Source organism: Cereibacter johrii, assembly GCF_001720585.1.
GTDB lineage: Bacteria > Pseudomonadota > Alphaproteobacteria > Rhodobacterales > Rhodobacteraceae > Cereibacter_A > Cereibacter_A johrii.
Genome location: NZ_MABH01000132.1, coordinates 14,347 through 35,702, shown reverse-complemented (window position 1 = coordinate 35,702; position 21,356 = coordinate 14,347). Strand labels below are relative to the sequence as shown.

Below are 21,356 nucleotides of genomic sequence, written 5' to 3'. Positions count from 1 at the left end.
CCACCCGCCCCGCCCCGCCCGCAAGGCCGAGGCCGGTCGGCATGCCGCGCACGTCGATCACGTCCTTCACCCCCACCGGCAGCCCGTGCAGCGGACCAAGCGCCGCCCCGCTCTGCCGGCGCGCATCGAGAGCGCGCGCCTGCGCCATCGCATGATCCCCGTCGAGGAAGGCCCAGGCCTGCACCTCCGGCTCGCGCGCGGCGATCTGCGACAGGCAGGCCTCGACCAGCTCCACCGCGCGGAGCGCGCCCGAGGCGAGCCGCCCCGCCAGCTCGGCCCCGGTCAGGGCGAGGAGCCCTCCGTTGCGGTCAGCGCGCCCCATAGACGAACTCCGGAAGCGCGAAGACGATCTGCGGGAAGAGATACATCAGGGCCATGCAGACGAAGACCATCCCCACATAGGGCAGGGAGCCCGCGAAGATCTGCGTGAGCCGCACCTGCGGCGGCGCGATCCCCTTCAGGTAATAGGCCGACATCGCCATCGGCGGTGTCAGGAACGAGGTCTGCAGGTTCAGCGCGACGAGCACCCCGAAGAACAGCGGGTCGATGTCGAAGATCTGCAGGAGCGGCAGGAAAATCGGCACGAAGATGATGATGATCTCGGACCATTCGAGCGGCCAGCCGAGCAGGAAGATGATGAGCTGGGCCAGAATGAGGAACTGGAACGGCGTGAGATCGAGGCTCCCCACGAAGTCGGCGATCACCTGCTCGCCGCCGAGGTAGGAGAAGACCGCCGAGAAGGTGTAGGAGCCGACGAAGAGCCAGCAGACCATCGCCGTCGTGCGCACGGTGAGATAGACGCTCTCGCGCAGCCGCTCGAAGGTCATCGCGCGGTAGAGGACGGCCAGCACCATGCCGCCGAGCGCCCCGATCGAGGCCGCCTCGGTGGGTGTGGCCAGCCCGAAGAGGATCGAGCCCAGCACCGCGAGGATCAGCACGGCCAGCGGGAAGAACGAGGTGAGCAGCATCAGGAAGAGCTTGCCCCCCGGCACGTCCGGCACCTCGCCCGGCGCCGGACGCGGCGCCACATGCGGCTGAAGGATCGACCGGCCGATGATGTAGACGAGATAGAGGCCCACGAGCGTGAGGCCCGGCAGGAGGGCTGCCGCATAGAGCCGGACGATCGAGACGCCCGAGGAGGCCGCATAGACGATCAGCATGATCGAGGGCGGGATCAGGATGCCGAGCGTGCCGCCCGCACAGATGATGCCCGAGGCGAAGGCATGGTCGTAGCGGGATTTCAGCATCGCGGGCAGCGCAAGAAGCCCCATGAGGGTGACCACCGCGCCCACGATGCCGGTGGCCGTGGCGAAGAGCGCGCAGGTCACGAGCGCCGCCACCCCCATCGAGCCGGGGATGTTCTTCGAGGCGATGTTGAGCGTGGTGAAGAGCCGGTCCACGATGTTCGCCCGCTCGACGATATAGCCCATGAAGAGAAAGAGCGGGATCGCCGTCAGCACCTCGTTCGACATCACCGTGTAGGTCTGGTTGATGAAGAGGTCGAAGATCCGGTTGTTGAAGAACCCCTCGACCCAGGTCGAGGCCGAGGTCCAGCCGTCGGCCTCCTCCCCCAGCCGGTTGAAGGCCCGCCACATCCGGCTCGCATCGAAATAGGCGTAGTAGCCGAAGCCGATGCCGAGGGCCATGAGGGTGAAGGCGATGGGGAAGCCGAGGAAGACGAGCGAGATGAAGATGCCCAGCATGAGCAGGGCCACTTGAGGGTCGGTCACTCGGCCGTCTCCTTGCTGCGAGGATGAAAGTCGAAGGCGGCGGGGCCGCACGGCAACCGGAAGCGGGTCCGGGACGGGGCGGAGGCGTCACCGCAGGGCAACCGGGCGCGGGTCCGGGACGGAGCGGAGGCGGGGCCGAACGGCAACCGGAGGCGGGTCGGGGCCGGGGCGGCGGCGGTGCGGCTCATGTCGCCTCCCCGCCATGGTCGCGCACGAGCGCGGCCTCGGTCTCCTCGACATCCTGCTCGGCCGAGAGCCAGTAGCCCTCGCGCAGGCAGAGGAGGCAGCGGCAGACCTGCGCCAGCCCCTGGATGAAGAGGAGAAGCCCCGCGGCCACCATCACCGACTTGAACTGATAGATCGGAATGCCCGCCGGGCTGTTCACGCTCACCTCGGCATAGCCCCAGGAGCGCGCGGAATATTTCCAGCCCGAGAGGATCAGCGCCGTGATGCCGGGAAAGAAGAAGATCAGGTAGAGCACCAGATCCACCGCCGCCTGCGTCCGGGGCTTCCACATCCGGTAGAGGAAATCGCCGCGCACATGGCCGTTGCGCGACAGCGTATAGGCGCCGCCCATCATGAAGAGCGTGCCATACATGATGAAGGAGACGTCGAGCGACCAGGGCGTCGGCGCATTGAAGACATAGCGCACGAGGACTTCGTAGCTGACCCCGAGGGTCATGAGGACCACCAGCCAGCCGAAGGCATGGCCGAAGGCCGCCGACAGGCGGTCGGCGAAACGGATGAAGGCGCGCATGGGATCTCCCGCTGGAAAAGGCCCCGGGAGAGGTCCCGGGGCCGGATCGGGTCAGAGCTTGAGCTTGCCGGGGAAGTGATGTTCGTAGGCCAGCCCGAGGTCGGCCGCGTTCATCAGCTCGTAATAACTCACCTGCTCCACCCAGGCGCGCTGGCTGTCGAGGACCTTCTTGAAGAACTCGTCCGTCTCGAGATCCACGATCAGCTTGTCCCAGGCCTCGAGCTGGCCTGCGAGGATCTCCTTGGGTGTCCGATGCACCGCGACCCCGTTCTCGGCCGCCAGCGTCGCGAGATCGGCCGAATACTGGCGCAGCGCGAGCGCCGTGTTCGAGGTCGAGGCCGCCTCCACCGCATATTTCAGGATCGCCTGCAGGTCGGGCTCCAGATCCTCGTAGAAGTCGCGGTTGAAGACATATTCGAAGCTCTCGGACGCCTGATGGTAGGAGGACAGGTAGTAGTTCTTCGCCACGTCCTGCGCGCCGAAGCGCATGTCCGACGAGGGGTTGTTGAACTCGAACGCGTCGATCACGCCCCGCTCCATCGCCGGCACGATCTCGCCGCCGGGCAGCTGCGCCACCGACATGCCCATCGCCTGCAGCAGATCGGCCGCCAGCCCCACGGTCCGGTACTTGAAGCCCTGGATGTCGGCCACGCCGTTCACCTCGGTCTTGAACCAGCCGAAGGGCTGGGCGGGCATCGGGAAGCCGTAGAAGCCCACGATGTTCATTCCGAGAATGTCCTGGGTCAGCTCGCGGTAGAGATCCTGCCCGCCGCCCTGATAGACCCAGCCGAGCATCGTGGTGGCCGAGCCGCCGAAGACCGGGCCCGTGCCGAAGAACGAGGCCGCCTTCGACTTGCCATACCAGTAGGCCGACACCGAATGCGAGGCGTCGATCACGCCGTCATGCACGGCATCCATCACCTGGAAGGCGCCGACCACGGCCCCGGCCGGCAGCAGGTCCACCTTGAGCCTGCCGCCCGACATCTCCTCGACCCGCGTGACATATTCGCGGGCGAAGTCCATCCAGATGTCCGAGGCGGGCCAGGATGTCTGCATCTTCATCACCAGCGGTGCTTGGGCCAGGACGGCCGGAGCCGCCAGGACAGACCCCGCCGCCGCACCCCCGGCCAAGGCACCGGTGCGCAGGAACGAGCGGCGCGAAAACGCCGCTTTCTTCTCGAAAGCCGTCATGTCATTCCTCCCAGTTGGCCGCGCCCTCCCAAGCGCAGCCCGGAAAGTGTTGCCAACAACCGGCTTCATTTCAACATTTTCCGGCGCCTCTCGTCGTTTCGGATGAGGTGACGCTACGGAAACGACGCCGGGCCGCCCCTGCCTCCGCCGCCGCGACCGGCCTGTCCGCCCCGCCTGCTACTGGTGGCGCAGCGCCTCGATCGGGTCGAGCCGGGCGGCCCGGCGGGCAGGGAAATAGCCGAAGATCACCCCCACGACGGCCGAAAACCCGAAGGCCATCAGCACCACGAGCGGATCGGGCGTGAAGGGAATGAGCATGTAGCGCGAGGCGACGAGCGCCAGCGCCAGCCCGAGGGCGATGCCGATCATGCCGCCCAGCACCGAGAGCACCACCGCCTCGACGAGGAACTGCGTCAGCACCTGCCCCGCCGTCGCCCCCACCGCAAGCCGGATGCCGATCTCGCGCGTGCGCTCGGTCACCGAGACCAGCATGATGTTCATGATCCCGATGCCGCCGACCAGAAGGCTCACCGCCGCGACCGAGGAGAGAAGCCCCGCGAGGACCGTGTTGATGGAGGTCAGCATCGAGGCGATCTCCTTCATGTCGGTGACCGAGAAATTCTCCTCGTCGGCCGGGCCGATGCGCCGCCGCTCGCGCAGGAGCGCGCCGATGTCGCGGATGCCGCGCGTGGCGGAGACGCCGTCCTGAAGTGCCACGGACATGCCCGAGACATCCTGATTGCCGACGAGCCTGCGCTGCACGGTGCGGATCGGCATCAGCACGAGATCGTCCTGATCCTGCCCGAACGAGCCTGCGCCCTTGGCCTCGAGAAGCCCCACCACGAGACAGGAGATCGACTTGATCCGCACCGTCTGGCCCAGGGGATCGGCCGCGCCGAAGAGCTTCTGGCGCACCGTCTCGCCCAGGATGCAGACCGCCGCCCCCTGCCGCTCCTCGGCCGGGGTGAAGGCGCGCCCGCCCGCCAGCACCCAGTTGGCCACCGTCAGATAGGCGGCCGTGGTGCCGGTGATCGAGGTGGTGGCATTGGCATTGCCGAAGACCACCGTCTGCGAGGCCGAGGTATTGGGCGAGACCGCCCGGATCACCGGCAGCTCCTCCAGCGCCTCCACATCGCGCAGCGTGAAGGCGGGCGAGGTGTCGCGCGTCCCGGGCCCCATCATCCGCTTGCCCGGCCGCAGGATCAGCACGTTGGTCCCGAGGCTCGCCACATTGGCCGAGACCTGCGCCGACGAGCCCTGCCCGACCGTCACCATGGCAATGACCGCCGCCACCCCGATCACGACGCCGAGCACGGTCAGGAACGAGCGCAGCTTGTTCCTGACGATGGCGATGAAGGCGAGGCGGATCGTCTCCCACAGCATCTCAGGCCCTCGCTCTCACCGGCTCGTCCCGCGTGAGGTGGCCGTCGGTGAAGACGACGAGCCGCCCGGCATAGGCTGCGATATCCTCCTCGTGGGTGACCATGACGATGGTGATCCCTTCGCGGTTCAGCGCCTGCATCAGCTGCATGATCTCATGCGACCGCTGGCTGTCGAGGTTGCCCGTGGGCTCGTCGGCAAGGATCACGGCGGGCTCGCCCGCCAGCGCCCGGGCGATGGCCACCCGCTGCTGCTGGCCGCCCGAGAGCTGGGAGGGATCGTGATGCTCGCGCCCGGCAAGCCCCACCCGCGCCAGCGCCCGCTGTGCCTTCTCGATCCGCTCGGCCCGCGGCAGGCCCTTGTAGATCAGCGGCAGCTCGACATTCTCGAGCGCGGTGGTGCGGGGCAGCAGGTTGAAGCCCTGAAAGACGAAGCCCAGAAAGTGCCGCCGCAACAGCGCGCGCCCGTCGCGGTCGAGCCCCGAGACGTCGGTCCCCTCGAAGAGGTAGCGCCCGGACGTGGGCCGGTCGAGGCAGCCGATGATGTTCATGGCCGTGGACTTGCCCGACCCCGAGGGGCCCATGATCGCCACGAACTCGCCGCGCCGGATGGTGAGATCCACCCTCTCGAGCGCGCGCACCTCGGCCTCGCCCGCGCCATAGGACCGGCCGATCCCCTCGAGCGCGATGAGCGGCCCCTCGGTCACGCCCCGGCCTCGCGCTGGTCGGTGATGACCTCATCCCCGGCCTCGAGCGCGCCGCCGCGGATCTCGGTCCGCCGCCCGTCCGTCTCGCCGGTCTCGACCGCCACCCGATCGGGCTGGCCGCCGCGCATCACCCAGACCGTCGGGCCAGACGCCGCGTCGGTCCCGGTCGCGGGCCCCGGCGGCCGGGGCATGATGAGGCCGAGAAGCCCGCCCCCGCGGTTGCCGCCGGAACCGCCGGGCTGGGCCACCGCCGGCGGGGCGAAGCGCAGCGCGGCATTCGGCACGAGAAGCGCGCCCTCCACCTCGGCCACCGTGATCGTGGCGGTCGCGGTCATGCCGGGCCGCAGCAGCCGCTCGCCATTGTCCACCGACAGCACCGCCTTGTAGGTCACCACCCCGTCGGTCGTCTCGGGCGCATAGCGCACCTGCACGATCTCGGCCTTGAAGCTCCGCCCCGGATAGGCGTCCACCTTGAAGGAGGCGCGGTTGCCCACCCGCACCCGGCCGATGTCGGCCTCGTCGATGTCGACGCGCAGCTCCATCCGGTTCAGATCCTCGGCCAGCGTGAACAGCACCGGCGTGTTCAGCGAGGAGGCCACGATCTGCCCCGCCTCCGCCGCCCGGTCGAGCACGATGCCGCGGATCGGCGAGCGGATCACGGCCTTGGCCAGATCCACCCGCTGCACCTCGAGATTGGCGGCCGCGAGCGTGCGGTCGGCCTCGGCGATCTTCACCTCGGATTGCGCCCGATTGTGGGCGGCCTCGGTCGCCACGAGATCGAGATGGGCGGCCACCCCCCGCTGGTCGAGCGCCGAGCGCGAGCGGTAGTTCTCGGCCGCCTCGCGCGCGGTGGCGCGGGCCTGCTCGAGCCGCCCCTCCGCCGCCTCGAGCGAGGCCTCGGCATTGGCGACCTGCGCCTTCAGCCGCGTATCGTCCAGCCGGGCGAGCGGCTGGCCCACCGCGACCTCGTCGTTGTAATCCACCTCGACCGCGGCGAGCGTGCCCGACAGTTCGGACGAGACCTCGACCTGCGTCGTGGGCTGCACCGTGCCCGTGGCCATCACCGTCACGACAAGCCCGCCCCGCACCGCAGGTTCCGTCACATAGGCAAGCCCCGGCTCCGCCCCCTGCCGCGAGGCCCAGAAGAGGCCCCCGCCCGCAAGCAGCACCGCCACCAGCAGGGGCCAGAGCCAGCGCCGCCCGCGGCGGCGGCGGTCGAGGATACGGGCGAGATCGTCGCTCCTGTCGGTCATGGGTCCTTCTCCGGCGGCCATCCCTGTCGCGACCTGCTTAGGCGAGCCGCCTCGCCACGGACTTGCGCCAGATCATGCGGCACCCGGTCAGCCGCCTGCGCAGAGCGAACAGATCCGCCGCACCGCCAGTTCGTAACCCTCGATGCCGAAGCCCGCCAGCACCCCGTCCGCGCGCAGGCTCACATAGGAGTGATGGCGGAAGCTCTCGCGCTTGTGGACGTTCGAGATGTGGCACTCGATCACCGGCCCCTCGAAGGTATTGAGCGCGTCGAGGATCGCCACCGACGTGTGGGTGTAGGCGGCCGGATTGATGACGATGCCGCAGGCCGCCTGCCGCGCCTCGTGGATCTGGTCGACGATCGTGCCCTCGTGGTTCGACTGGAAGAGGCGCACCGAGAAGCCCTTCTCGGCCGCGACTTCCGCACAGCGCCGCTCGACATCGGCCAGCGTCTCGTGCCCGTAGATCTCGGGCTGGCGCTGGCCCAGCAGGTTCAGGTTCGGCCCGTTCAGGATGTAGATCGTCGTCGTCATGCGTCCTCCGCTCTGGCCCTCCGCCCGGGCGGGCCTTCCGCTGATATGCCCCGGGCGGGCGCGCGTTTCCAGCCGCTTGCGGCGGGCTCCATCGCGCGCCGTGATGATCCTGTTCAGCAATGGGCGTTTGGCAGGACCGGCCCCTGCCCCTAGTCTGCCCGCATCAGGAGGTGTCCCTTGACCTACGAGCTTGCCATCGGCGATCGCGCCTATTCCAGCTGGAGCCTGCGCGGCTGGCTCCTCTTCGATGCCTTCGGGCTGCCCGTCCGCGTGCGGCGCGCCCGGCTCTATACCGACGAGCTGCCCGCGCTTCTGGCCGATTTCGCCCCGGCCCGCACCGTGCCCGCGATGAAGACGCCCGCCGGAACGGTGGTGGCCGAAAGCCTCGCCATCGCCGAGGAGCTCGCCTCGCGCCATCCCGAGGCGGGGATCTGGCCCGCCGATCCCGAGCATCGGGCGGTGGCGCGCGCGCTCGCGGCCGAAATGCATGCGGGCTTCGGCGCGCTCCGCAGCCACTGCCCGATGAACCTCCGCGTGAGCTACGAGGCATGCGACCCGCCCGAGGCCGTGCAGACCGATCTCGCCCGGCTCGAGAGGATCTGGGCCGAGGCGCGGGCGCGCTGCGGCACGGAGAGCCCGTGGCTCTGCGGGCCCTACAGCGCGGCGGATGCGTTCTTCGCCCCCGTGGCGGCGCGCATCGCGGGCTACGGGCTTTCTGTCGGACCCGAGGCGCAGGCCTATGTGGCGGCCCATCTCGCCCATCCCTCCTTCCGCCGCTGGCGCGCGATGGGAATGGTCGATGGCGCCGATCAGGAGGCCTACGTCCGGCCCTATCCGCAAAAGCCCTGGCCCGGCCCCGCGCCCCTGCCCGCCCGCGCCGTGACGGATGGTGTGGCCGAGAATGACGCCTGCCCCTATTCGGGCGCGCCGGTCAGCGACCTGCTCGAGATCGAGGGGCGCATCTTCGGCTTCTGCAACCCCTTCTGCCGCGACAAGACCGTGGCCGACCCCGAGGCCTGGCCCGCCTTCCTGGCGCTGCTGCGCTGATGCGGCGCCCGCGTGAGGGATCGTGAGGCCCTGCCCTTGACTCACGATCCCTCACACCCCACCTTGTCGTGAGCAGACAGGAGGTCGTCATGCCGGGCGCCATGGATCGCGGACACGAGGATTTCGACGCGCTGCGCGCGACGCTCGCCAAGTTCCGGCTCGCCGGGTTCGAGGGGCGGATCGCGCGCGCGGCGGGCGATTATCTGGAAGAGCACGGGCAGGAGATCCTGCCGCCCTCCCGCGCCGAGCCCCTGTCCGGGGCCGAGCGCACGGCGCTGCGCGCGGTTGGGGTCGAGCCCGAGGGGGAGGCCGATCCGCAGCCGGCGCTCGATCTGGCCGCTCGCCATGCGGTGCTGGCCGAGACGGCGCTGCCGCTGGCCGAGGTCGCCGCACGGCTCGGCGTCGATCCCAGCCGTCTGCGCCAGCGTCTGCGCGAGCGCACGATCCTCGGCATCCGCGGCCCGGATGCGCGCGGCTGGCGCATCCCGGGCTTCCAGCTCACCGCTGCGGGCGAGCTGCCGGGCCTGCGCCGGGTGCTGAAGGCGATCCGGCCCGAGGCCCGGCCCGTTCAGGTGGCGGCCTTTTTCACCACGCCGCAATCCGACCTCGACGACGGGCGCGGCGAGGGCCTGACCCCTGTGGCCTGGCTCGCTGCGGGCCACGATCCGGAATCCGTGCGCGAGCTGGCCGCCGCGATCTGATGGCGAAGTTTCCCGAACCGCCGCCCGCGGCGACGCTGGCGGCGCTGGGCGCCGAGATCGCGACCCTGCCCGCCGGCACGCCGCTCGCGCGGATCTTCTTTCGCGGCGGCGATCATCCCGTGGCCTGGCACGACTTCCGCTTCTGGGGCCCGGGCAGCGGCCGGTTCGATCCCCACCTGCCCGACGTGCAGGGCGCTCCGCAGGTGCAGGCGCGCGGCATCCTCTATGCCGCCGGGTCGGCCGCGCCGGGCGCGCTCGCCGTCTGCGCGGCCGAGGTCTTTCAGGAGACGCGGATCATCGATCTCACCGGCCGCTCACCGTGGTTCGCGGTCTTCGCGCTGGCCCGGCCCCTGACGCTCCTCGATCTGACCGGCCCCTGGCCCACCCGGGCCGGAGCCTCCGCGGCCATCGCCTCGGGACCGAAGGCCCGCGCCCGCCGCTGGAGCCGCGCCTTCTACGAGGCCTTCCCGGCCATCGACGGGCTGCTCTATCCCTCCTCCATGGGCGGCAACGCCCCCGTGATGGCGCTCTACGAGCGGGCGCGCCCGGCGCTGCCCGACAGCCCCGACTTCCACCGCGCCCTCGCCGATCCGGCGCTGCGCGTGCCCGTCCTGCGCGCGGCAGGGGTCATCGGCTATCTCGTCGCCTGAGGGCGCAGAAGGCGCGGGATCTTCCGGCCCCCTTGGCGCAGAGTTTGCCTGAGACGTGGCCGCGCTCGGCCTCTCCCGCTGCGGCGAGCCTTTCCACGGCCATGACCGTCGCCCTCTCTCCTCCCGAGCCTGTCCGAAAGTCTTGTCCCCCTGCGTCTTGAGGAACCTCCGCACCCGACGGCCGTTAGAGGACGCATGCCGAATGGCAATTGAAAAAACCATCCGAAAGGACAGGACATATGATCCGCAACAGCACGCTCTGGCTCTCCGTGGCAGCCGCGACGCTTCTCGCCGGCGCCGCCTCGGCGCAGGTGCAGGAAGCCCGCCCGATGACTGATCTCAACCTGCGCTCGGGCCCCGGCTCGAACTATACGATCGTGGGCGTGATCCCCTCGGATGCGCTGGTGATGGTCGAAGGCTGCGTCGATGCCGCCAAATGGTGCCGCGTGAACCACGAGGGCACCTCGGGCTGGGCCGCGGGCGACTATCTCGCCATGTCGGTCGAGAACACGGCGGTGCCGCTGGCCTCGGGCGATCCCCGCGTGACCTATGAGTCCGTGACCTACGAGGAAGACCGCGACGGCGGCAGCGTGCTGGCCGGCGGCGCGGCCGGAGCGGCCTCGGGTGCGGCCATCGGCGGCCCGGCTGGCGCGCTGATCGGCGGCGTGCTCGGCATGGCCGGCGGCGATGCGCTGGATCCGCCGGACACCACCACCGTGACCTATGTCCAGCAGAACCCCGTCGAGCCGGTCTGGCTCGAGGGCGAGGTCGTCACCGGGGCGGCCATCCCCGAGACGGTCGTGCTGACGCCGATCCCGGACAGCACCTATGCCTACAGCTACGTCAATGGCGTGCCGGTGATCGTCGATCCGAACCAGCGCCAGATCGTGCAGATCGTGCGCTGACAGGGGCGCCCTTGCCGCCGATCTTCCGGAGCAAGGGCGACAGGCCATCCTTCGACGCCGGGCGGACCGTTCCGCCCGGCTTTCTCATGGCAGAAGCACGGTCGCGCCGGTGGTGCGACGTCCCTCCAGCGCGCGATGCGCCTCGGCCGTGTCCTTCAGCGCGAAGGTCTGCCCGATCCGCGGCGCGAGCCGCCCTTCGGCCACCAGAGCGAAGAGATCGGCCGCCCGCGCCTCGAGCTCGTCGCGCGCGGCGATGTACTGGAAGAGGGAGGGCCGGTTCGCCGTGAAGCTGCCCGCCGCGAGGTCGGAGAAGCGGAACTCGTCGAGCGCGCCCGAGGATTGGCCGAAGCAGATGAAGCTGCCGCGCGGCCGCAGGCTCTTCAGCGAGCCGCGCCAGGTGGTGCGGCCAACCGAGTCATAGACCACGTCGCAACCGCGCCCGCCGGTCAGCTCGCGCACCGCCTCGGCGAAGTCGGTGGCCTCGTAATCGATCACATGGTCGAAGCCGCTCGCGCGCGCCATCTCGGCCTTGGCCGCGCCGCCGACGGTCCCGTAGGTGATCGCGCCCTTGGCCTTCAGCCACTGGCCGAGGAGCTGGCCCACGCCGCCCGCCGCGGCATGGACGAGGACATGGTGGCCCGCCTCCACCCGGAAACTCGAATGGATCAGGTAATGCGCCGTCAGCCCCTTCAGCATGATCGAGGCCGCCACCTCGTCCGTGACGCCCTCGGGCAGCCGGACCAGCCGGTCGGCGGGCAGGACGCGCGCCGTCCGGCAGGCGCCGTTCGGCATCGTATAGGCCACCCGGTCGCCGGGCGCGAAGCCCGTCACGCCCTCGCCCAGCTCCTCGACCACGCCCGCGGCCTCGCCGCCGGGGATCAGCTCGTCGGACGGCCAGGGATAGAGGCCCGAGCGGAAATAGCAGTCGATGAAGTTCAGCCCGACGGCCGTCTGGCGCAGGCGCACCTCGCCCGGTCCGGGCCGCCCGGCGGGGCGCTCGGCCCATTCGAGCACGTCAGGGCCGCCGGGGCGGGTCGCAAGGATGGCGTAATCGGTCATGGGTCCACCTGAAAGGCCGCGTCGACCGGCACCTGAAGCGCGGTCACGAGCTGATTGGTCTGGGCCGCCATGCCGAGCACGGCGAGGAACTCGGCCTCCTGCTCCGGGCTGAGCCCCTTGGCGCGGGCCGCGGCCGTATGGGAATGGGTGCAGTAGGAGCAGCCGTTCGTCACCGAGACGGCGATATAGATCAGCTCCTTGGTCAGCGGATCGAGCGCGCCCGGCGCCATGACCTGCCGGAGCCGGTTCCAGGTGCTTTCCAGAAGCTCGGGCTGGTTGGCAAGAGCGCGCCAGAAGTTGTTGATATAATCGGTCTTCCGCGTCTCGCGGATGTCGGCGAAGACGGCGGCCACGCGCGGGTCGCGGGCAGCCTCCTCGTCACTCAGCAGTCGGTGTGTGGCCATGGGATCCTCGGGTTGGCCCGGCCGCGGGCGGCCGGGCGACAGCTCAGATCAGCGCGATGACGCGGGCGGGGCCGCCCGTGCCGCCCCGGTGCTTCGGCGCGCCGACCACCAGAGTTGCCCCGACCGGCGGCAGCTTGTCGAGGTTCGCGAGACATTCGATCCCGAACCGCCCCGAGGGCAGCCAGGCGTAATGGGTGGCGAAATCGGGCGACATGCCGTGATCGAGCGAGAGCGTGTCGACCCCGATCGAGCCCGCCTGCGTCTCGAGCAGCATCTGCGCCGCCTCGACATGGAAGCCCGGATAATGGCCGATGTCGTCGGCGCCGCCGTTGCGGAACCGCTCGGTCGCCACGTGCCGTCCCCAGCCCGAATGCATCGCCACGCAGGCATTGGCCGGGATCTCGCCGTGCGTGGCGATCCAGGCCTTCAGATCGTCCGGCGTCAGCTGCGCATCGGGATTGTCCTCGGCCTTGGCCGCGATATCCACGATGCAGAGCGGCACCACCAGATTGCCCACCGGGATCTCCGCCACGCTCATCCCGTCGGCCGAGAAATGGAGCGGCGCATCGATATGGGTGCCGGTGTGCTCATTGACCCGGAACTCCGCCAGATTGAACTTGTGTTCGGCATAGGTGAATTTCTGGTCGAAGAAGAACTGCTGCTCGCCGAAGAAGGTGGGGAAGCCCTCGTGCAGCTCGTGGGTCAGGTCCTCGACCGCGCTGTGGCCCTGCGCCAGAGCTGCCGGAGCCTGAAACACGCTGCCCGCGGCGACACCCGCCGCCGTGGCCGCCGCCCCGCGGAAGAAGGAGCGGCGCGACAGCATCCGCTCCTTCACCGCGTTGGTCACGCAGATATCGCACATAAGGTTCCCTCCTTCTGTCTGTTTCTTCCGGCAGGGTGCCCGAAGGGCCGATCCTGTCAAGCGCGGCGAAGGCCCTGCCCGACGCTCCGCCCCTCCTCCGGCAGGCGCCGAACCTGCTGCCGGTGGCAAGGCGCCCCCGGCCCGGCCCTCCGCCCGCATCGCGCGAGCGGCTCCTCAGCCAGCTCCCGCATGGGTTCGGCGGCAGGGGCTGGCGACGGAGGGGCGCCCTCGGCGCCCCGCGGACAGGCCCCGGCCAGCGCGCGAGGGGCGTCAGCCGCTGCGCGGCAGGTCCTCGAGACAGTGGAAGCGCAGGAGCGTCGCCTCGTCGGCCGGATCCTGCAGCCGCGTGGCCCCCACGCGGAAGATCTGCGCCAGCCGCTCGGGCGTGAGAACCTCGCGCGGCGGACCGAGAGCCGCGAGCCGCCCCTCGGCCATCACCCCGATCCGGTCGCAGGCCATCGCCTGATTGAGATCGTGCAGCGCCATCACCACCGTCACCGGCAGCCGGCTTACCAGCCGAAGCAGCGACAGCTGGTGGTGGATGTCGAGATGGTTGGTCGGCTCGTCGAGCAGCAGGATCCGCGGCCGCTGCGCAAGGGCGCGGGCGATGTGGAGCCGCTGGCGCTCGCCGCCCGACAGGGTCGACCAGCGCGCGCCGGCCATGTGGGCCATGCCCACCGCCGCCAGCGCCTCGTCGACGATGGCGCGGTCGGCCGGACCGAAGGGGGCAAGGGCCGACAGCCAGGGCGTGCGGCCGAGTTCCACCGCGTCGCGGGCGGTGAGCGCCTCGGCTGTCTCGGCCTGCTGCTCGACCAGCGCCACCCGACGGGCGGTCTCGCGCCGCCCGAGGCCGGTGAGCGGCAGGCCGTCGAGCCGCACCTCCCCCTCGGCGCGCGGCAGGAGGCCCGCCATCAGCCGCAGGAGCGTGGACTTGCCCGAGCCGTTCGGCCCGATCAGCCCGAAGGTCTCGCCCTCCGCCACCTCGAGCGTCACATCCGCGACGATGGCGCGCCCGCCCGCCCGCCAGCCCGCCTGGGCGACCGAGATCCTCATGGCCGCCGCCGGTTGCGGATGAGGATGAGGGCGAAGCCGGGCGCGCCGACAAGGGCCGTGACGACCCCGATGGGCACGACCTGCCCCGCGATCAGCATCCGCGAGACCACATCGGCCGCGATGAGGAAGATGGCCCCCGCCAGCGCCGCCCATGGCACGAGCGCGCCATGGCGCGGCCCGACCACGAGCCGCACGGCATGGGGCACGACGAGCCCCACGAAGCCGATGGAGCCGACAAGGCTCACCATCACCGCCGTCATCAGCGTGGTGATGCCGATCAGCACCGCCTGCACCCGGCGCACGGGCACGCCCAGGGCCTTCGCCGACTGGGTGCCGAAGGAGAAGGCATCCATCGCGCGGATATGCCAGAGGCAGAGGAGAAGCCCCGCCAGTGCGGCAGGCAGGGCGAGCGTCACATCCGGCCAGCGCACGCCCGAGAGGTTGCCCAGAAGCCAGAACATGATCCCGCGCGCCTGCTCGGCACTGGCCGAGCGGGCGATGAAGAACGAGGTGAGCGCGTTGAAGAGCTGCGAGCCCGCGATCCCTGCCAGCACGAGCGTGGCCGATCCCCCGCCCGCCGCGCGCGCCAGAAGCGCCACCAGCGCGAAGGCGAGGAGGGCTCCGCCGAAGGCGCCGGCCGAGAGCCCGACGAGCCCGCCCCCAACGCCCAGGATCGCGACCGCGACCGCCCCCGTCGAGGCCCCGGCCGAGACGCCGAGCAGGTAGGGATCGGCCAGCGCATTCCTCACCAGCGACTGCAGCACCACCCCCGAGAGCGCGAGCCCCGCCCCGCAGGCCGCCGCGACCAGCGTCCGCGGCAGCCGGTAGTTCCAGACGATGCCCGCCTCGATCGGATCGACGGCGAGCCCCGCGTCCCAGATCCGGTTGGCGAAGGTCGCCATCACCGTGGGCAGGGGCAGCGGCGTCTCGCCGATCACCACGCCGGCCAGGATCGCGAGGCCGAGCGCGGCAGCCCCCAGAAGCCCCAGCCAGAGGGCGGGCCGGGGACCGAAGGTTGCCGCGACCGTCATTCGAGCCCCAGCGCGGGCAGCGCGTCGGCCAGCGTCTCGAGCGCGTCCACGTTGCGGATCGAGGGATCCATGGCATGGGCGTCGAGCACGACGATGCGGCCGTTCCTGACGGCCTCCATCTCGCGCGTCACCGGATCGGACTTCAGGAAGTCGAGCTTCTTCTCCACATCGTCCGCCGGAAAGCGCCGCCGCTCCATCCGGGCCAGAACGATCACGGACGGGTTGGCGCGCGCGATGCTCTCCCAGCTGACGGTCGGCCATTCCTCGTCGCTCTCGATGACGTTGCGCAGGCCGAGGGCCGCCATCATGTAGCCGGGCGGTCCCTTGCGGCCCGCCACGAACGGATCGGCGTTCATCTCGGGCGAGGAGAACCAGAAGACCGCCGAGGCATCCTTCAGGCCGAGCGCCTGCGCCCTCTCGACAGCGGCCGCCTCGCGCGCCCGAAGCCCGGCCACGAGCTCCTCGGCCCGCGGGCCCACGTCGAAGATCGCGCCCAGCTCGCGGATGCCGGCAAGGACGCTCTCCATCTCGAACATGGCCGAGCGGGTGCCGTCCGATCCCTTGCTGTTGTCCTTCTGCCAGCAGTCGGCGGGCAGGATATAGGTGGGGATGCCCAGATCGGCGAACTGCTCGCGGGTGGCGACGAGGCCCTGCGGGCCGATGTGCCATTCATATTGCACCGCCACGAGGCCCGGCTTCCGCGCCACGACGGATTCGAAGCTCGGGTCGTTGTCGGCCAGCCGCTCGATCCGCGCGTTGGCCTCCGCATAGGCGGGCAGAACGCTCGTGAACCAGACCGAGGTGCCGGTGACCTTCGGGGCGAGCCCGAGGGAATAGAGGATCTCGGTGGCGGCCTGCCCCACCGTGACCGCGCTGTCGGGCGCCCGGTCGAAGGTGAGCGTGCGCCCGCAGTTGTCGAGCGTCAGCGGATAGCCGGTTTCGGCCGCAGCGGACTGGGCCAGCACGAGAAGGGCCGCAGCGGTCAGGAAGCGGGGGAACATGCGATGTCTCCGAAAGTGTGGGCAGCCGAAGACAGGACGGGAGAGGCGAGGCCCGTGGCGGACCCGCAGGCTGCCCCGTCGGGGCAGGCGCGCGTGCTGGCTGGAGCGGGAGCCGCTGGACACCCTCGGGCAGACGTCATGGATACCTCCCCCGGACACCCCGCCCGGGCCGCGTTGAGATCGAACGCCGGCAGGTCTCCTGACTGGCGGGTCACAGGGCTGGCGCGGCCTTCCCATGGCTTGAGGCCACAGTGGCTTTGATCGCGAGCTCCTCGCCGCCTACAGTTGCGGGGGCAGTTCCGGTTCGCCGGACAGGTCCGGCGGCGGATTCCCTTTCAATTCCTTACGGAAACCGACGAGGATTGAGTAGCCGGTCACGCCGCCGTTGACAAGGGGAGAGGGCGCGTGCCGCCCGCCGATGGAAACGGGGGGGGGCGGCCTCCCCCCCCCCCCCCCCCCCCCCCGCCGATGGAAACGGGGCCGGCCGTTCCCCCGGAACAGCCGGCCCCGAAGGACGCGCGGGAGTGCGGGCTATTTCACGAAGGCCCGCCCGAGGCCCATCGCGCGCTCGACCACGAGGATCACCCCCAGCGTCAGCAGGATCAGCAGCACCGAGGCCGCGGCCACCAGCGGATCGGCGGTGTTGTAGACGTAGTTGTAGAGCTCGACCGGCAGCGTGCTGATGCGCGGCCCGGTGAGGAACAGCGTGATCACCACCTCGTCGAACGAGACGAGGAAGCAGAGCGCCGCGGCCGCCACGATCCCGGGCGTGAGCATCGGCAGCGTCACCCGGAAGAAGACGGTGAGGGGCTTTGCGCCAAGCGTCTTCGCGGCCTCCTCGCAGGCCATGTTCTGCGTGGCGAGCGAAACGGCCAGGATGCGCAGCGCATAGGGCAGCGTGATGACGAGATGGGCGAGGATCAGCCCCTGCATCGTGGCCAGAAGCCCGAATGAGGCGAAGACGATGAGGATGGCGAGCCCGAGCACGATGGTGGGCAGCAGGAGCGGCGCGGTGAAGAGGTTGAACAGGAGATCCCGGCCGCGGAACTCCATCCGCACCATCACCCAGGCCGCCGGCACCGCGATCACGAGCGAGAGCACGGTGACGATGGCCGCAAGCGACAGGCTCGTCCAGAAGGCGCCGAGCATGGCGCGGTTCTCGAACAGGGCCTCGTACCAGCGGAGCGACCAGGAGGTCGGCGGAAAGCGCAGCACGCTGTCGCCCGAGAGCGAGATCGGGAAGACGAGGATCACCGGCGCGAGCAGATAGAGAAAGAGCACCGCGACGAGGATCCCCATCGGCTTCGAGGTCTTGTGGATCTGCATGGCGCCCTCCTCAGTCCAGACGTTTCAGCACGGCGGAATAGGCCACGAGCGCCGCCCCGAAGATCACGAGGACGAGGATCGAGAGCGTCGAGGCCAGCGGCCAGTTCAGGGTCACGATGGCCTGGTCGTAGATCTCGGTCGCGAGCAGGAACACGCGCCCGCCCCCCATGAGCTTCGGCGTGATGAAGGAAGAGACCGCCAGCACGAAGCACAGCAGGCACCCCAGCGCGATGCCGGGCGCGGTCAGCGGCAGGATCACGCGCCGGAAGCTCTGCCAGGGCGTGGCGCCCAGCGTGCGTGCCGCCTCCTCGACCCGCGGATCGAGCCGCCCGAACCCCGCGAGGAGAGCGAGGATCATGTAGGGCATCAGGATCTCGGTCAGGCCGATGAAGACGCCGTTGATGTTGAACATGAGCGGCGGCGGCGTGAGGCCCATGCCCCGGATCGCCGAGACGACCGGCCCCTCCTCGGCGAGGATCGCGATCCAGCCGTAGGTGCGCACCACGGCCGAGGTCAGGAGCGGCGAGATCACGAGCACGGTAAGGAAGGTCCGCCAGCTGCCCGAGGCGCGGTGGAGATAGAGCGCGATCGGATAGGACAGGATAAGCGCGCAGAGCGTGACCCCGAGCGAGACGAAGACCGAGTTCAGGATCAGTTGCAGATAGAACGGGTCGCCCAGAAGCCCGGTCCAGTTCTGGAGCGTCAGGACATTCTCGATCCCCCCGCCCACCGTCGCCCGGTTGAAGGAATAGCGGGCGAGGTTGAAGATGGGCAGCATGAAGCCCACCACATTGATGAGGGCTATGGGCAGGAGGAGCGCCACCGCCACCTGCTGCCCGCCCATCGGCCGCCGGCCGGCCGACACCGCGGGAACGGCCGTCATGCCCTGCCCTCGGGATAGACCATCGTGTCGCCGGCCTCCCAGGCGACGGTCACGGCCGAGCCCGGCTCGGGCAGGCCCGAGCGGCGGCGCGTGAGCTGCTCGACGGTGATCTCGCCCGCCCCGATCCGCACCGTGGCCTGGATCAGGTCGCCCACGAAGGTGGCGCCCGTCAGCACCCCCGGCAGGCTGTTCAGCCCCGCCGGCGGCTCTTCCGAGGCGGCGCGCAGGCTCATCCGGTGCGGGCGCACCAGCACCTCGACCGCGCCCTCGGGCAGCCGCCCCTCGGCCGCGACCGGCCGGCCCTCGATCAGCAGCCGCCCCGATGGATCGACCCGGCCCGAAAGCCGGTTGGTGCGGCCCACGAAGGAGGCCACGAAGGGCGTCGCCGGCCGCTCGTAGATCTCGTTCGGCGTGCCATATTGCTCGACATGGCCGCCGCGCATCACCACGATCCGGTCGCACATGCTGAGCGCCTCGACCTGATCGTGGGTCACGAAGACCGCGGTGATGCCGCTCTGCTGCTGGAGGCTGCGGATCTGCACCCGCATCTCGTCGCGCAGCTTTGCATCGAGGTTGGAAAGCGGCTCGTCCAGCAGCAGGATCGAGGGCTCGACCACCAGCGCGCGGGCCAGCGCCACCCGCTGCTGCTGCCCGCCCGAGAGCGCCTTGGGCTTGCGCCCGGCCAGATGGCCGAGTTGCACCATGGCCAGCGCCCGCTCGACCCGCGCGCGGATCTCGACCTTGGCCATCCGCCGCATCTCGAGCCCGAAGGCCACGTTCTGCGCCACCGTCATGTGCGGAAAGAGCGCGTAGCTCTGGAACACCATGCCCATGTCGCGGTCGTGGACCGGCAGGTGGGTGATGTCCCGCCCGCCCACCGAGATCCGGCCGCGCGTGGGATCGAGCAACCCCGCGATCATGCGCAGCGTCGTGGTCTTGCCGCAGCCCGAGGGGCCGAGGAAGGCCACCATCTCGCCCCGCCTGACCGAAAGCGACAGCGAGGGGATGACGTCGAGCGTCCCGAAGGTCATGCCGACCTCGCTCAGGACCAGGTGATCGGGGCCTTCCGGGGTCCCGAGGGCGGCCTCCGCGGCCATCGCGCGCTCGACCATCATGTCAGCGGCTCAGCGGAATGATGCGGCGGCGCCACTGTTCGGTGACGGCATCGCGGATCGTGGCAACCTCGAGCCAGTTGATCGGGATCATCTCGTCCATGGAGCCCGCCGCCGTCCGTTCGAGCGCCGCCTCGGAGACGAGCGCCGCGGCCTTCTGGTTGGTGGGCGCGTAGAACATGGTCTCGGTGAAGCGCGCCTGCACCTCGGGGCTCAGCGCATAGTCGAGGAAGGTTTTGGCCGCATCGCCCGCGGGCGCGTCCTGCACAAGGCCGATCACGTTGATCTGGAAGCCGCTTCCCTCTTCGGGCAGCACGACGCCCAGCTTGCCGTCGGACTTGTCGGCATAGACCTGCGCCCGCGCGTTCCAGCCGATGCCGATCGCGGCCGTCCCGCTCGAGATCGGCTGATAGACGTCGGGGCGCGGCTCCCAGGTCTGCACGTTCGGCGCGAGCTCCATGAGCTTGGCGATCCCCGGCTCCATCCCGTCCATGTAGCCCTCGCCGCCCGCGAGGCGGTTCGCGATGATGGTGAGCGTGGTGCCCTGGATGTCGGGCACCGCCGGGATCGAGACCTGCCCCTTCCACTGCGGATCCCAGAGCGCCTCCCACGAGGTCGGGGCCTCGGTCACCTTGTCGGTGTTGTAGAGCATCACGAGATTGTCGAAGGTGACGCCCACCGCATTCACGCCCTCCACCCGTGCCTGCGGATAGAGATCGGCCACATGGGCGGTCACGCTCTCGTCGAGGGGGGCGAACAGTCCCTCGTCGGTGGCGGCCTTGGCCACCGAGACGTCGAGGATCATCACGTCGATCTGGGGCGCGGATTTCTGCGCCCGCAGGGTGCCGAGCATCTGGGCAGAGTTGGGCATGCCGTAGAATTCCACGTCGATGTCGGGATGCGCCTCCATGAAGGGCTCGACCACCGCCGCGCGGTAATTCTCCTCGAAGATGCCCGAATAGGCCGACAGCACCACCGTCTCGGCCTGCACCGCTCCGGCCGTGAGCGCCAGAACCGCCGCGCTTGCCGCAAGGCTTCTGTTCTTCATGACGTTGCCTTTCCCTGTTGCTTCTTGTGAACGGGTCCCGGCCGCGCGGGGCACGGCCGGAGCCGGGGACCCTCAGGCCTCGACGAGCTTCGTGGCACCCGAAATGTCGGGCAGCCATTCGCCCTTGCGCAGCCGGTCGAGCAGCACGAGCTCGGCCTCCTGCATCCCGAGCGCCTTCTCGGTGGCCCATTCCGCCCGCTCGGGCGGCAGGATCACGAGGCCGCTCTCGTCGGCGATGACCGCATCGCCCGGATGGACGGTCTGCCCGCCGAGGCTCACCGGCACGTTGATCGCGCCCTCGAGCCCGAGGATCTTCGTCGTGATCGGCGCAGGCCCCCGGCACCACATCGGCAGCTCGACCCGGCGGATCTCGGAGAAGTCGGTGGCGGGGCCGTCGATGGCCGCGCCCACGATGCCGCCGAGCTTCATCGCATGGGTCACGACCCCGCCCCAGCAGGCGTGCTTCGTGTCGCCGCAGCGGTCCACGATGATGAAATCGCCCGGTCGGACGAGCTTCGTCAGATAGTGGAGGATCGTCGAATCCGCATGCGGCAGCCGCACGGTGACGGCGGTGCCCGCCACGCGCTTCTCGGGCAGGACCGCGCGCAGATCGCGGTCGGGGAAGCCGGAATGGAGGAAGTGCCCCACGGTGGCCACCTCCACCTTCTCCATCCGCGCGACGAGGGCCGGCGCGATCTGCGGGGGCATCTGGTTGACAGTGAACAT

The 21,356-nt window shown here is 70.1% G+C and carries 23 protein-coding genes and 1 riboswitch; of the genes, 4 read left to right on the top strand and 19 right to left on the bottom strand.

What is annotated here, in order from left to right:
• The 8 genes from A9O63_RS10545 to aroQ form a co-directional block, all read right to left on the bottom strand.
• Nucleotides 1–322, bottom strand: a 322-nt coding sequence (locus A9O63_RS10545) for an amidase family protein (protein WP_268874924.1), incomplete at its 3' end; no start/stop codon positions are given.
• A complete protein-coding gene (locus A9O63_RS10540) occupies nucleotides 309–1,730 on the bottom strand; it encodes a TRAP transporter large permease (protein ID WP_069331892.1) in 1,422 nt (473 codons plus the stop codon). The genes A9O63_RS10540 and A9O63_RS10545, both read right to left, overlap by 14 nt.
• A 184-nt stretch (nucleotides 1,731–1,914) precedes the next feature.
• Nucleotides 1,915–2,487, bottom strand: a complete 573-nt coding sequence (locus A9O63_RS10535) for a TRAP transporter small permease subunit (protein WP_002724132.1) — start codon at nucleotides 2,485–2,487, stop codon at nucleotides 1,915–1,917.
• 51 nt (nucleotides 2,488–2,538) lie between these two features.
• Entirely contained in the window at nucleotides 2,539–3,678 is a 1,140-nt protein-coding gene (locus A9O63_RS10530; RefSeq protein ID WP_069331891.1) for a TRAP transporter substrate-binding protein, read from the bottom strand.
• 177 nt (nucleotides 3,679–3,855) lie between these two features.
• On the bottom strand, nucleotides 3,856–5,061 hold the full coding sequence (locus A9O63_RS10525) for an ABC transporter permease (protein ID WP_069331890.1): 1,206 nt from the start codon (nucleotides 5,059–5,061) through the stop codon (nucleotides 3,856–3,858).
• Nucleotide 5,062: 1 nt separating this feature from the next.
• Nucleotides 5,063–5,764 carry an ABC transporter ATP-binding protein gene (locus A9O63_RS10520; protein ID WP_069331889.1) on the bottom strand — a complete coding sequence of 234 codons (702 nt, stop codon included), beginning with the start codon at nucleotides 5,762–5,764 and terminating at the stop codon, nucleotides 5,063–5,065.
• The gene (locus A9O63_RS10515) at nucleotides 5,761–7,017 is read right to left on the bottom strand and encodes an efflux RND transporter periplasmic adaptor subunit (RefSeq protein ID WP_069331888.1); all 1,257 of its coding nucleotides are present in this window, start codon (nucleotides 7,015–7,017) and stop codon (nucleotides 5,761–5,763) included. The genes A9O63_RS10520 and A9O63_RS10515 overlap by 4 nt, the downstream gene beginning before the upstream one ends.
• An 87-nt stretch (nucleotides 7,018–7,104) precedes the next feature.
• Nucleotides 7,105–7,548 (bottom strand): type II 3-dehydroquinate dehydratase, encoded by a 444-nt coding sequence (gene aroQ, locus A9O63_RS10510; protein ID WP_069331887.1) that lies wholly within the window; start codon nucleotides 7,546–7,548, stop codon nucleotides 7,105–7,107.
• Nucleotides 7,549–7,725: 177 nt separating this feature from the next.
• Here aroQ and A9O63_RS10505 point away from each other — a divergent pair, with 177 nt between their 5' ends.
• The 4 genes from A9O63_RS10505 (at nucleotide 7,726) to A9O63_RS10490 (ending at nucleotide 10,851) form a co-directional block, all read left to right on the top strand.
• Nucleotides 7,726–8,595: a glutathione S-transferase gene (locus A9O63_RS10505; RefSeq protein WP_069331886.1), complete on the top strand. Its 870-nt coding sequence runs from the start codon at nucleotides 7,726–7,728 to the stop codon at nucleotides 8,593–8,595.
• A gap of 89 nt (nucleotides 8,596–8,684) precedes the next feature.
• The gene (locus tag A9O63_RS10500) at nucleotides 8,685–9,296 is read left to right on the top strand and encodes a hypothetical protein (protein WP_069331885.1); all 612 of its coding nucleotides are present in this window, start codon (nucleotides 8,685–8,687) and stop codon (nucleotides 9,294–9,296) included.
• A complete protein-coding gene (locus tag A9O63_RS10495) occupies nucleotides 9,296–9,946 on the top strand; it encodes an RES family NAD+ phosphorylase (protein ID WP_069331884.1) in 651 nt (216 codons plus the stop codon). The genes A9O63_RS10500 and A9O63_RS10495 overlap by 1 nt, the downstream gene beginning before the upstream one ends.
• Before the next feature lie 239 nt (nucleotides 9,947–10,185).
• A complete protein-coding gene (locus tag A9O63_RS10490) occupies nucleotides 10,186–10,851 on the top strand; it encodes a DUF1236 domain-containing protein (protein ID WP_069331883.1) in 666 nt (221 codons plus the stop codon).
• An 84-nt stretch (nucleotides 10,852–10,935) separates the two neighbouring features.
• Here A9O63_RS10490 and A9O63_RS10485 read toward each other — a convergent pair whose 3' ends face one another.
• The 11 genes from A9O63_RS10485 to A9O63_RS10435 form a co-directional block, all read right to left on the bottom strand.
• Entirely contained in the window at nucleotides 10,936–11,910 is a 975-nt protein-coding gene (locus A9O63_RS10485) for a quinone oxidoreductase family protein (RefSeq protein WP_069331882.1), read from the bottom strand.
• The gene (locus A9O63_RS10480) at nucleotides 11,907–12,314 is read right to left on the bottom strand and encodes a carboxymuconolactone decarboxylase family protein (RefSeq protein ID WP_069331881.1); all 408 of its coding nucleotides are present in this window, start codon (nucleotides 12,312–12,314) and stop codon (nucleotides 11,907–11,909) included. Before A9O63_RS10480 ends, A9O63_RS10485 begins: the two co-directional genes overlap by 4 nt.
• 43 nt (nucleotides 12,315–12,357) lie before the next feature.
• Complete coding sequence (locus A9O63_RS10475) at nucleotides 12,358–13,176, bottom strand: cyclase family protein (protein ID WP_069331880.1); 819 nt, start codon at nucleotides 13,174–13,176, stop codon at nucleotides 12,358–12,360.
• Nucleotides 13,177–13,446: 270 nt separating this feature from the next.
• Nucleotides 13,447–14,229 (bottom strand): ABC transporter ATP-binding protein, encoded by a 783-nt coding sequence (locus tag A9O63_RS10470; RefSeq protein ID WP_069331879.1) that lies wholly within the window; start codon nucleotides 14,227–14,229, stop codon nucleotides 13,447–13,449.
• A complete protein-coding gene (locus A9O63_RS10465; RefSeq protein WP_069331878.1) occupies nucleotides 14,226–15,260 on the bottom strand; it encodes a FecCD family ABC transporter permease in 1,035 nt (344 codons plus the stop codon). Before A9O63_RS10465 ends, A9O63_RS10470 begins: the two co-directional genes overlap by 4 nt.
• Nucleotides 15,257–16,261 carry an ABC transporter substrate-binding protein gene (locus A9O63_RS10460; RefSeq protein ID WP_069331877.1) on the bottom strand — a complete coding sequence of 335 codons (1,005 nt, stop codon included), beginning with the start codon at nucleotides 16,259–16,261 and terminating at the stop codon, nucleotides 15,257–15,259. Before A9O63_RS10460 ends, A9O63_RS10465 begins: the two co-directional genes overlap by 4 nt.
• A 172-nt stretch (nucleotides 16,262–16,433) precedes the next feature.
• Nucleotides 16,434–16,633: riboswitch (cobalamin riboswitch) on the bottom strand.
• Between the two features lie 159 nt (nucleotides 16,634–16,792).
• Nucleotides 16,793–17,587 (bottom strand): ABC transporter permease, encoded by a 795-nt coding sequence (locus A9O63_RS10455; RefSeq protein WP_002724163.1) that lies wholly within the window; start codon nucleotides 17,585–17,587, stop codon nucleotides 16,793–16,795.
• 10 nt (nucleotides 17,588–17,597) lie between these two features.
• Nucleotides 17,598–18,470, bottom strand: coding sequence for an ABC transporter permease (locus A9O63_RS10450; RefSeq protein ID WP_069331876.1), 873 nt, complete (start codon nucleotides 18,468–18,470; stop codon nucleotides 17,598–17,600).
• Nucleotides 18,467–19,585: an ABC transporter ATP-binding protein gene (locus A9O63_RS10445; protein WP_069331875.1), complete on the bottom strand. Its 1,119-nt coding sequence runs from the start codon at nucleotides 19,583–19,585 to the stop codon at nucleotides 18,467–18,469. The genes A9O63_RS10450 and A9O63_RS10445 overlap by 4 nt, the downstream gene beginning before the upstream one ends.
• Nucleotide 19,586: 1 nt before the next feature.
• On the bottom strand, nucleotides 19,587–20,630 hold the full coding sequence (locus tag A9O63_RS10440; protein WP_069331874.1) for an ABC transporter substrate-binding protein: 1,044 nt from the start codon (nucleotides 20,628–20,630) through the stop codon (nucleotides 19,587–19,589).
• Between the two features lie 72 nt (nucleotides 20,631–20,702).
• Nucleotides 20,703–21,356 carry an RraA family protein gene (locus A9O63_RS10435; protein ID WP_069331873.1) on the bottom strand — a complete coding sequence of 218 codons (654 nt, stop codon included), beginning with the start codon at nucleotides 21,354–21,356 and terminating at the stop codon, nucleotides 20,703–20,705.

Bases quoted from the DNA above. Each gene is read 5' to 3' on its own strand.
- A9O63_RS10525 (WP_069331890.1), bottom strand. From the start codon at position 5,061: ATGCTGTGGGAGACGATCCGCCTCGCCTTCATCGCCATCGTCAGGAAC.
- aroQ (WP_069331887.1), bottom strand. From the start codon at position 7,548: ATGACGACGACGATCTACATCCTGAACGGGCCGAACCTGAACCTGCTG.
- A9O63_RS10465 (WP_069331878.1), bottom strand. From the start codon at position 15,260: ATGACGGTCGCGGCAACCTTCGGTCCCCGGCCCGCCCTCTGGCTGGGG.
- A9O63_RS10500 (WP_069331885.1), top strand. From the start codon at position 8,685: ATGCCGGGCGCCATGGATCGCGGACACGAGGATTTCGACGCGCTGCGC.
- A9O63_RS10535 (WP_002724132.1), bottom strand. From the start codon at position 2,487: ATGCGCGCCTTCATCCGTTTCGCCGACCGCCTGTCGGCGGCCTTCGGC.
- A9O63_RS10455 (WP_002724163.1), bottom strand. From the start codon at position 17,587: ATGCAGATCCACAAGACCTCGAAGCCGATGGGGATCCTCGTCGCGGTG.
- A9O63_RS10515 (WP_069331888.1), bottom strand. From the start codon at position 7,017: ATGACCGACAGGAGCGACGATCTCGCCCGTATCCTCGACCGCCGCCGC.
- A9O63_RS10470 (WP_069331879.1), bottom strand. From the start codon at position 14,229: ATGAGGATCTCGGTCGCCCAGGCGGGCTGGCGGGCGGGCGGGCGCGCC.
- A9O63_RS10490 (WP_069331883.1), top strand. From the start codon at position 10,186: ATGATCCGCAACAGCACGCTCTGGCTCTCCGTGGCAGCCGCGACGCTT.
- A9O63_RS10440 (WP_069331874.1), bottom strand. From the start codon at position 20,630: ATGAAGAACAGAAGCCTTGCGGCAAGCGCGGCGGTTCTGGCGCTCACG.
- A9O63_RS10460 (WP_069331877.1), bottom strand. From the start codon at position 16,261: ATGTTCCCCCGCTTCCTGACCGCTGCGGCCCTTCTCGTGCTGGCCCAG.
- A9O63_RS10435 (WP_069331873.1), bottom strand. From the start codon at position 21,356: ATGTTCACTGTCAACCAGATGCCCCCGCAGATCGCGCCGGCCCTCGTC.
- A9O63_RS10450 (WP_069331876.1), bottom strand. From the start codon at position 18,470: ATGACGGCCGTTCCCGCGGTGTCGGCCGGCCGGCGGCCGATGGGCGGG.
- A9O63_RS10485 (WP_069331882.1), bottom strand. From the start codon at position 11,910: ATGACCGATTACGCCATCCTTGCGACCCGCCCCGGCGGCCCTGACGTG.
- A9O63_RS10495 (WP_069331884.1), top strand. From the start codon at position 9,296: ATGGCGAAGTTTCCCGAACCGCCGCCCGCGGCGACGCTGGCGGCGCTG.
- A9O63_RS10480 (WP_069331881.1), bottom strand. From the start codon at position 12,314: ATGGCCACACACCGACTGCTGAGTGACGAGGAGGCTGCCCGCGACCCG.
- A9O63_RS10445 (WP_069331875.1), bottom strand. From the start codon at position 19,585: ATGATGGTCGAGCGCGCGATGGCCGCGGAGGCCGCCCTCGGGACCCCG.
- A9O63_RS10530 (WP_069331891.1), bottom strand. From the start codon at position 3,678: ATGACGGCTTTCGAGAAGAAAGCGGCGTTTTCGCGCCGCTCGTTCCTG.
- A9O63_RS10475 (WP_069331880.1), bottom strand. From the start codon at position 13,176: ATGTGCGATATCTGCGTGACCAACGCGGTGAAGGAGCGGATGCTGTCG.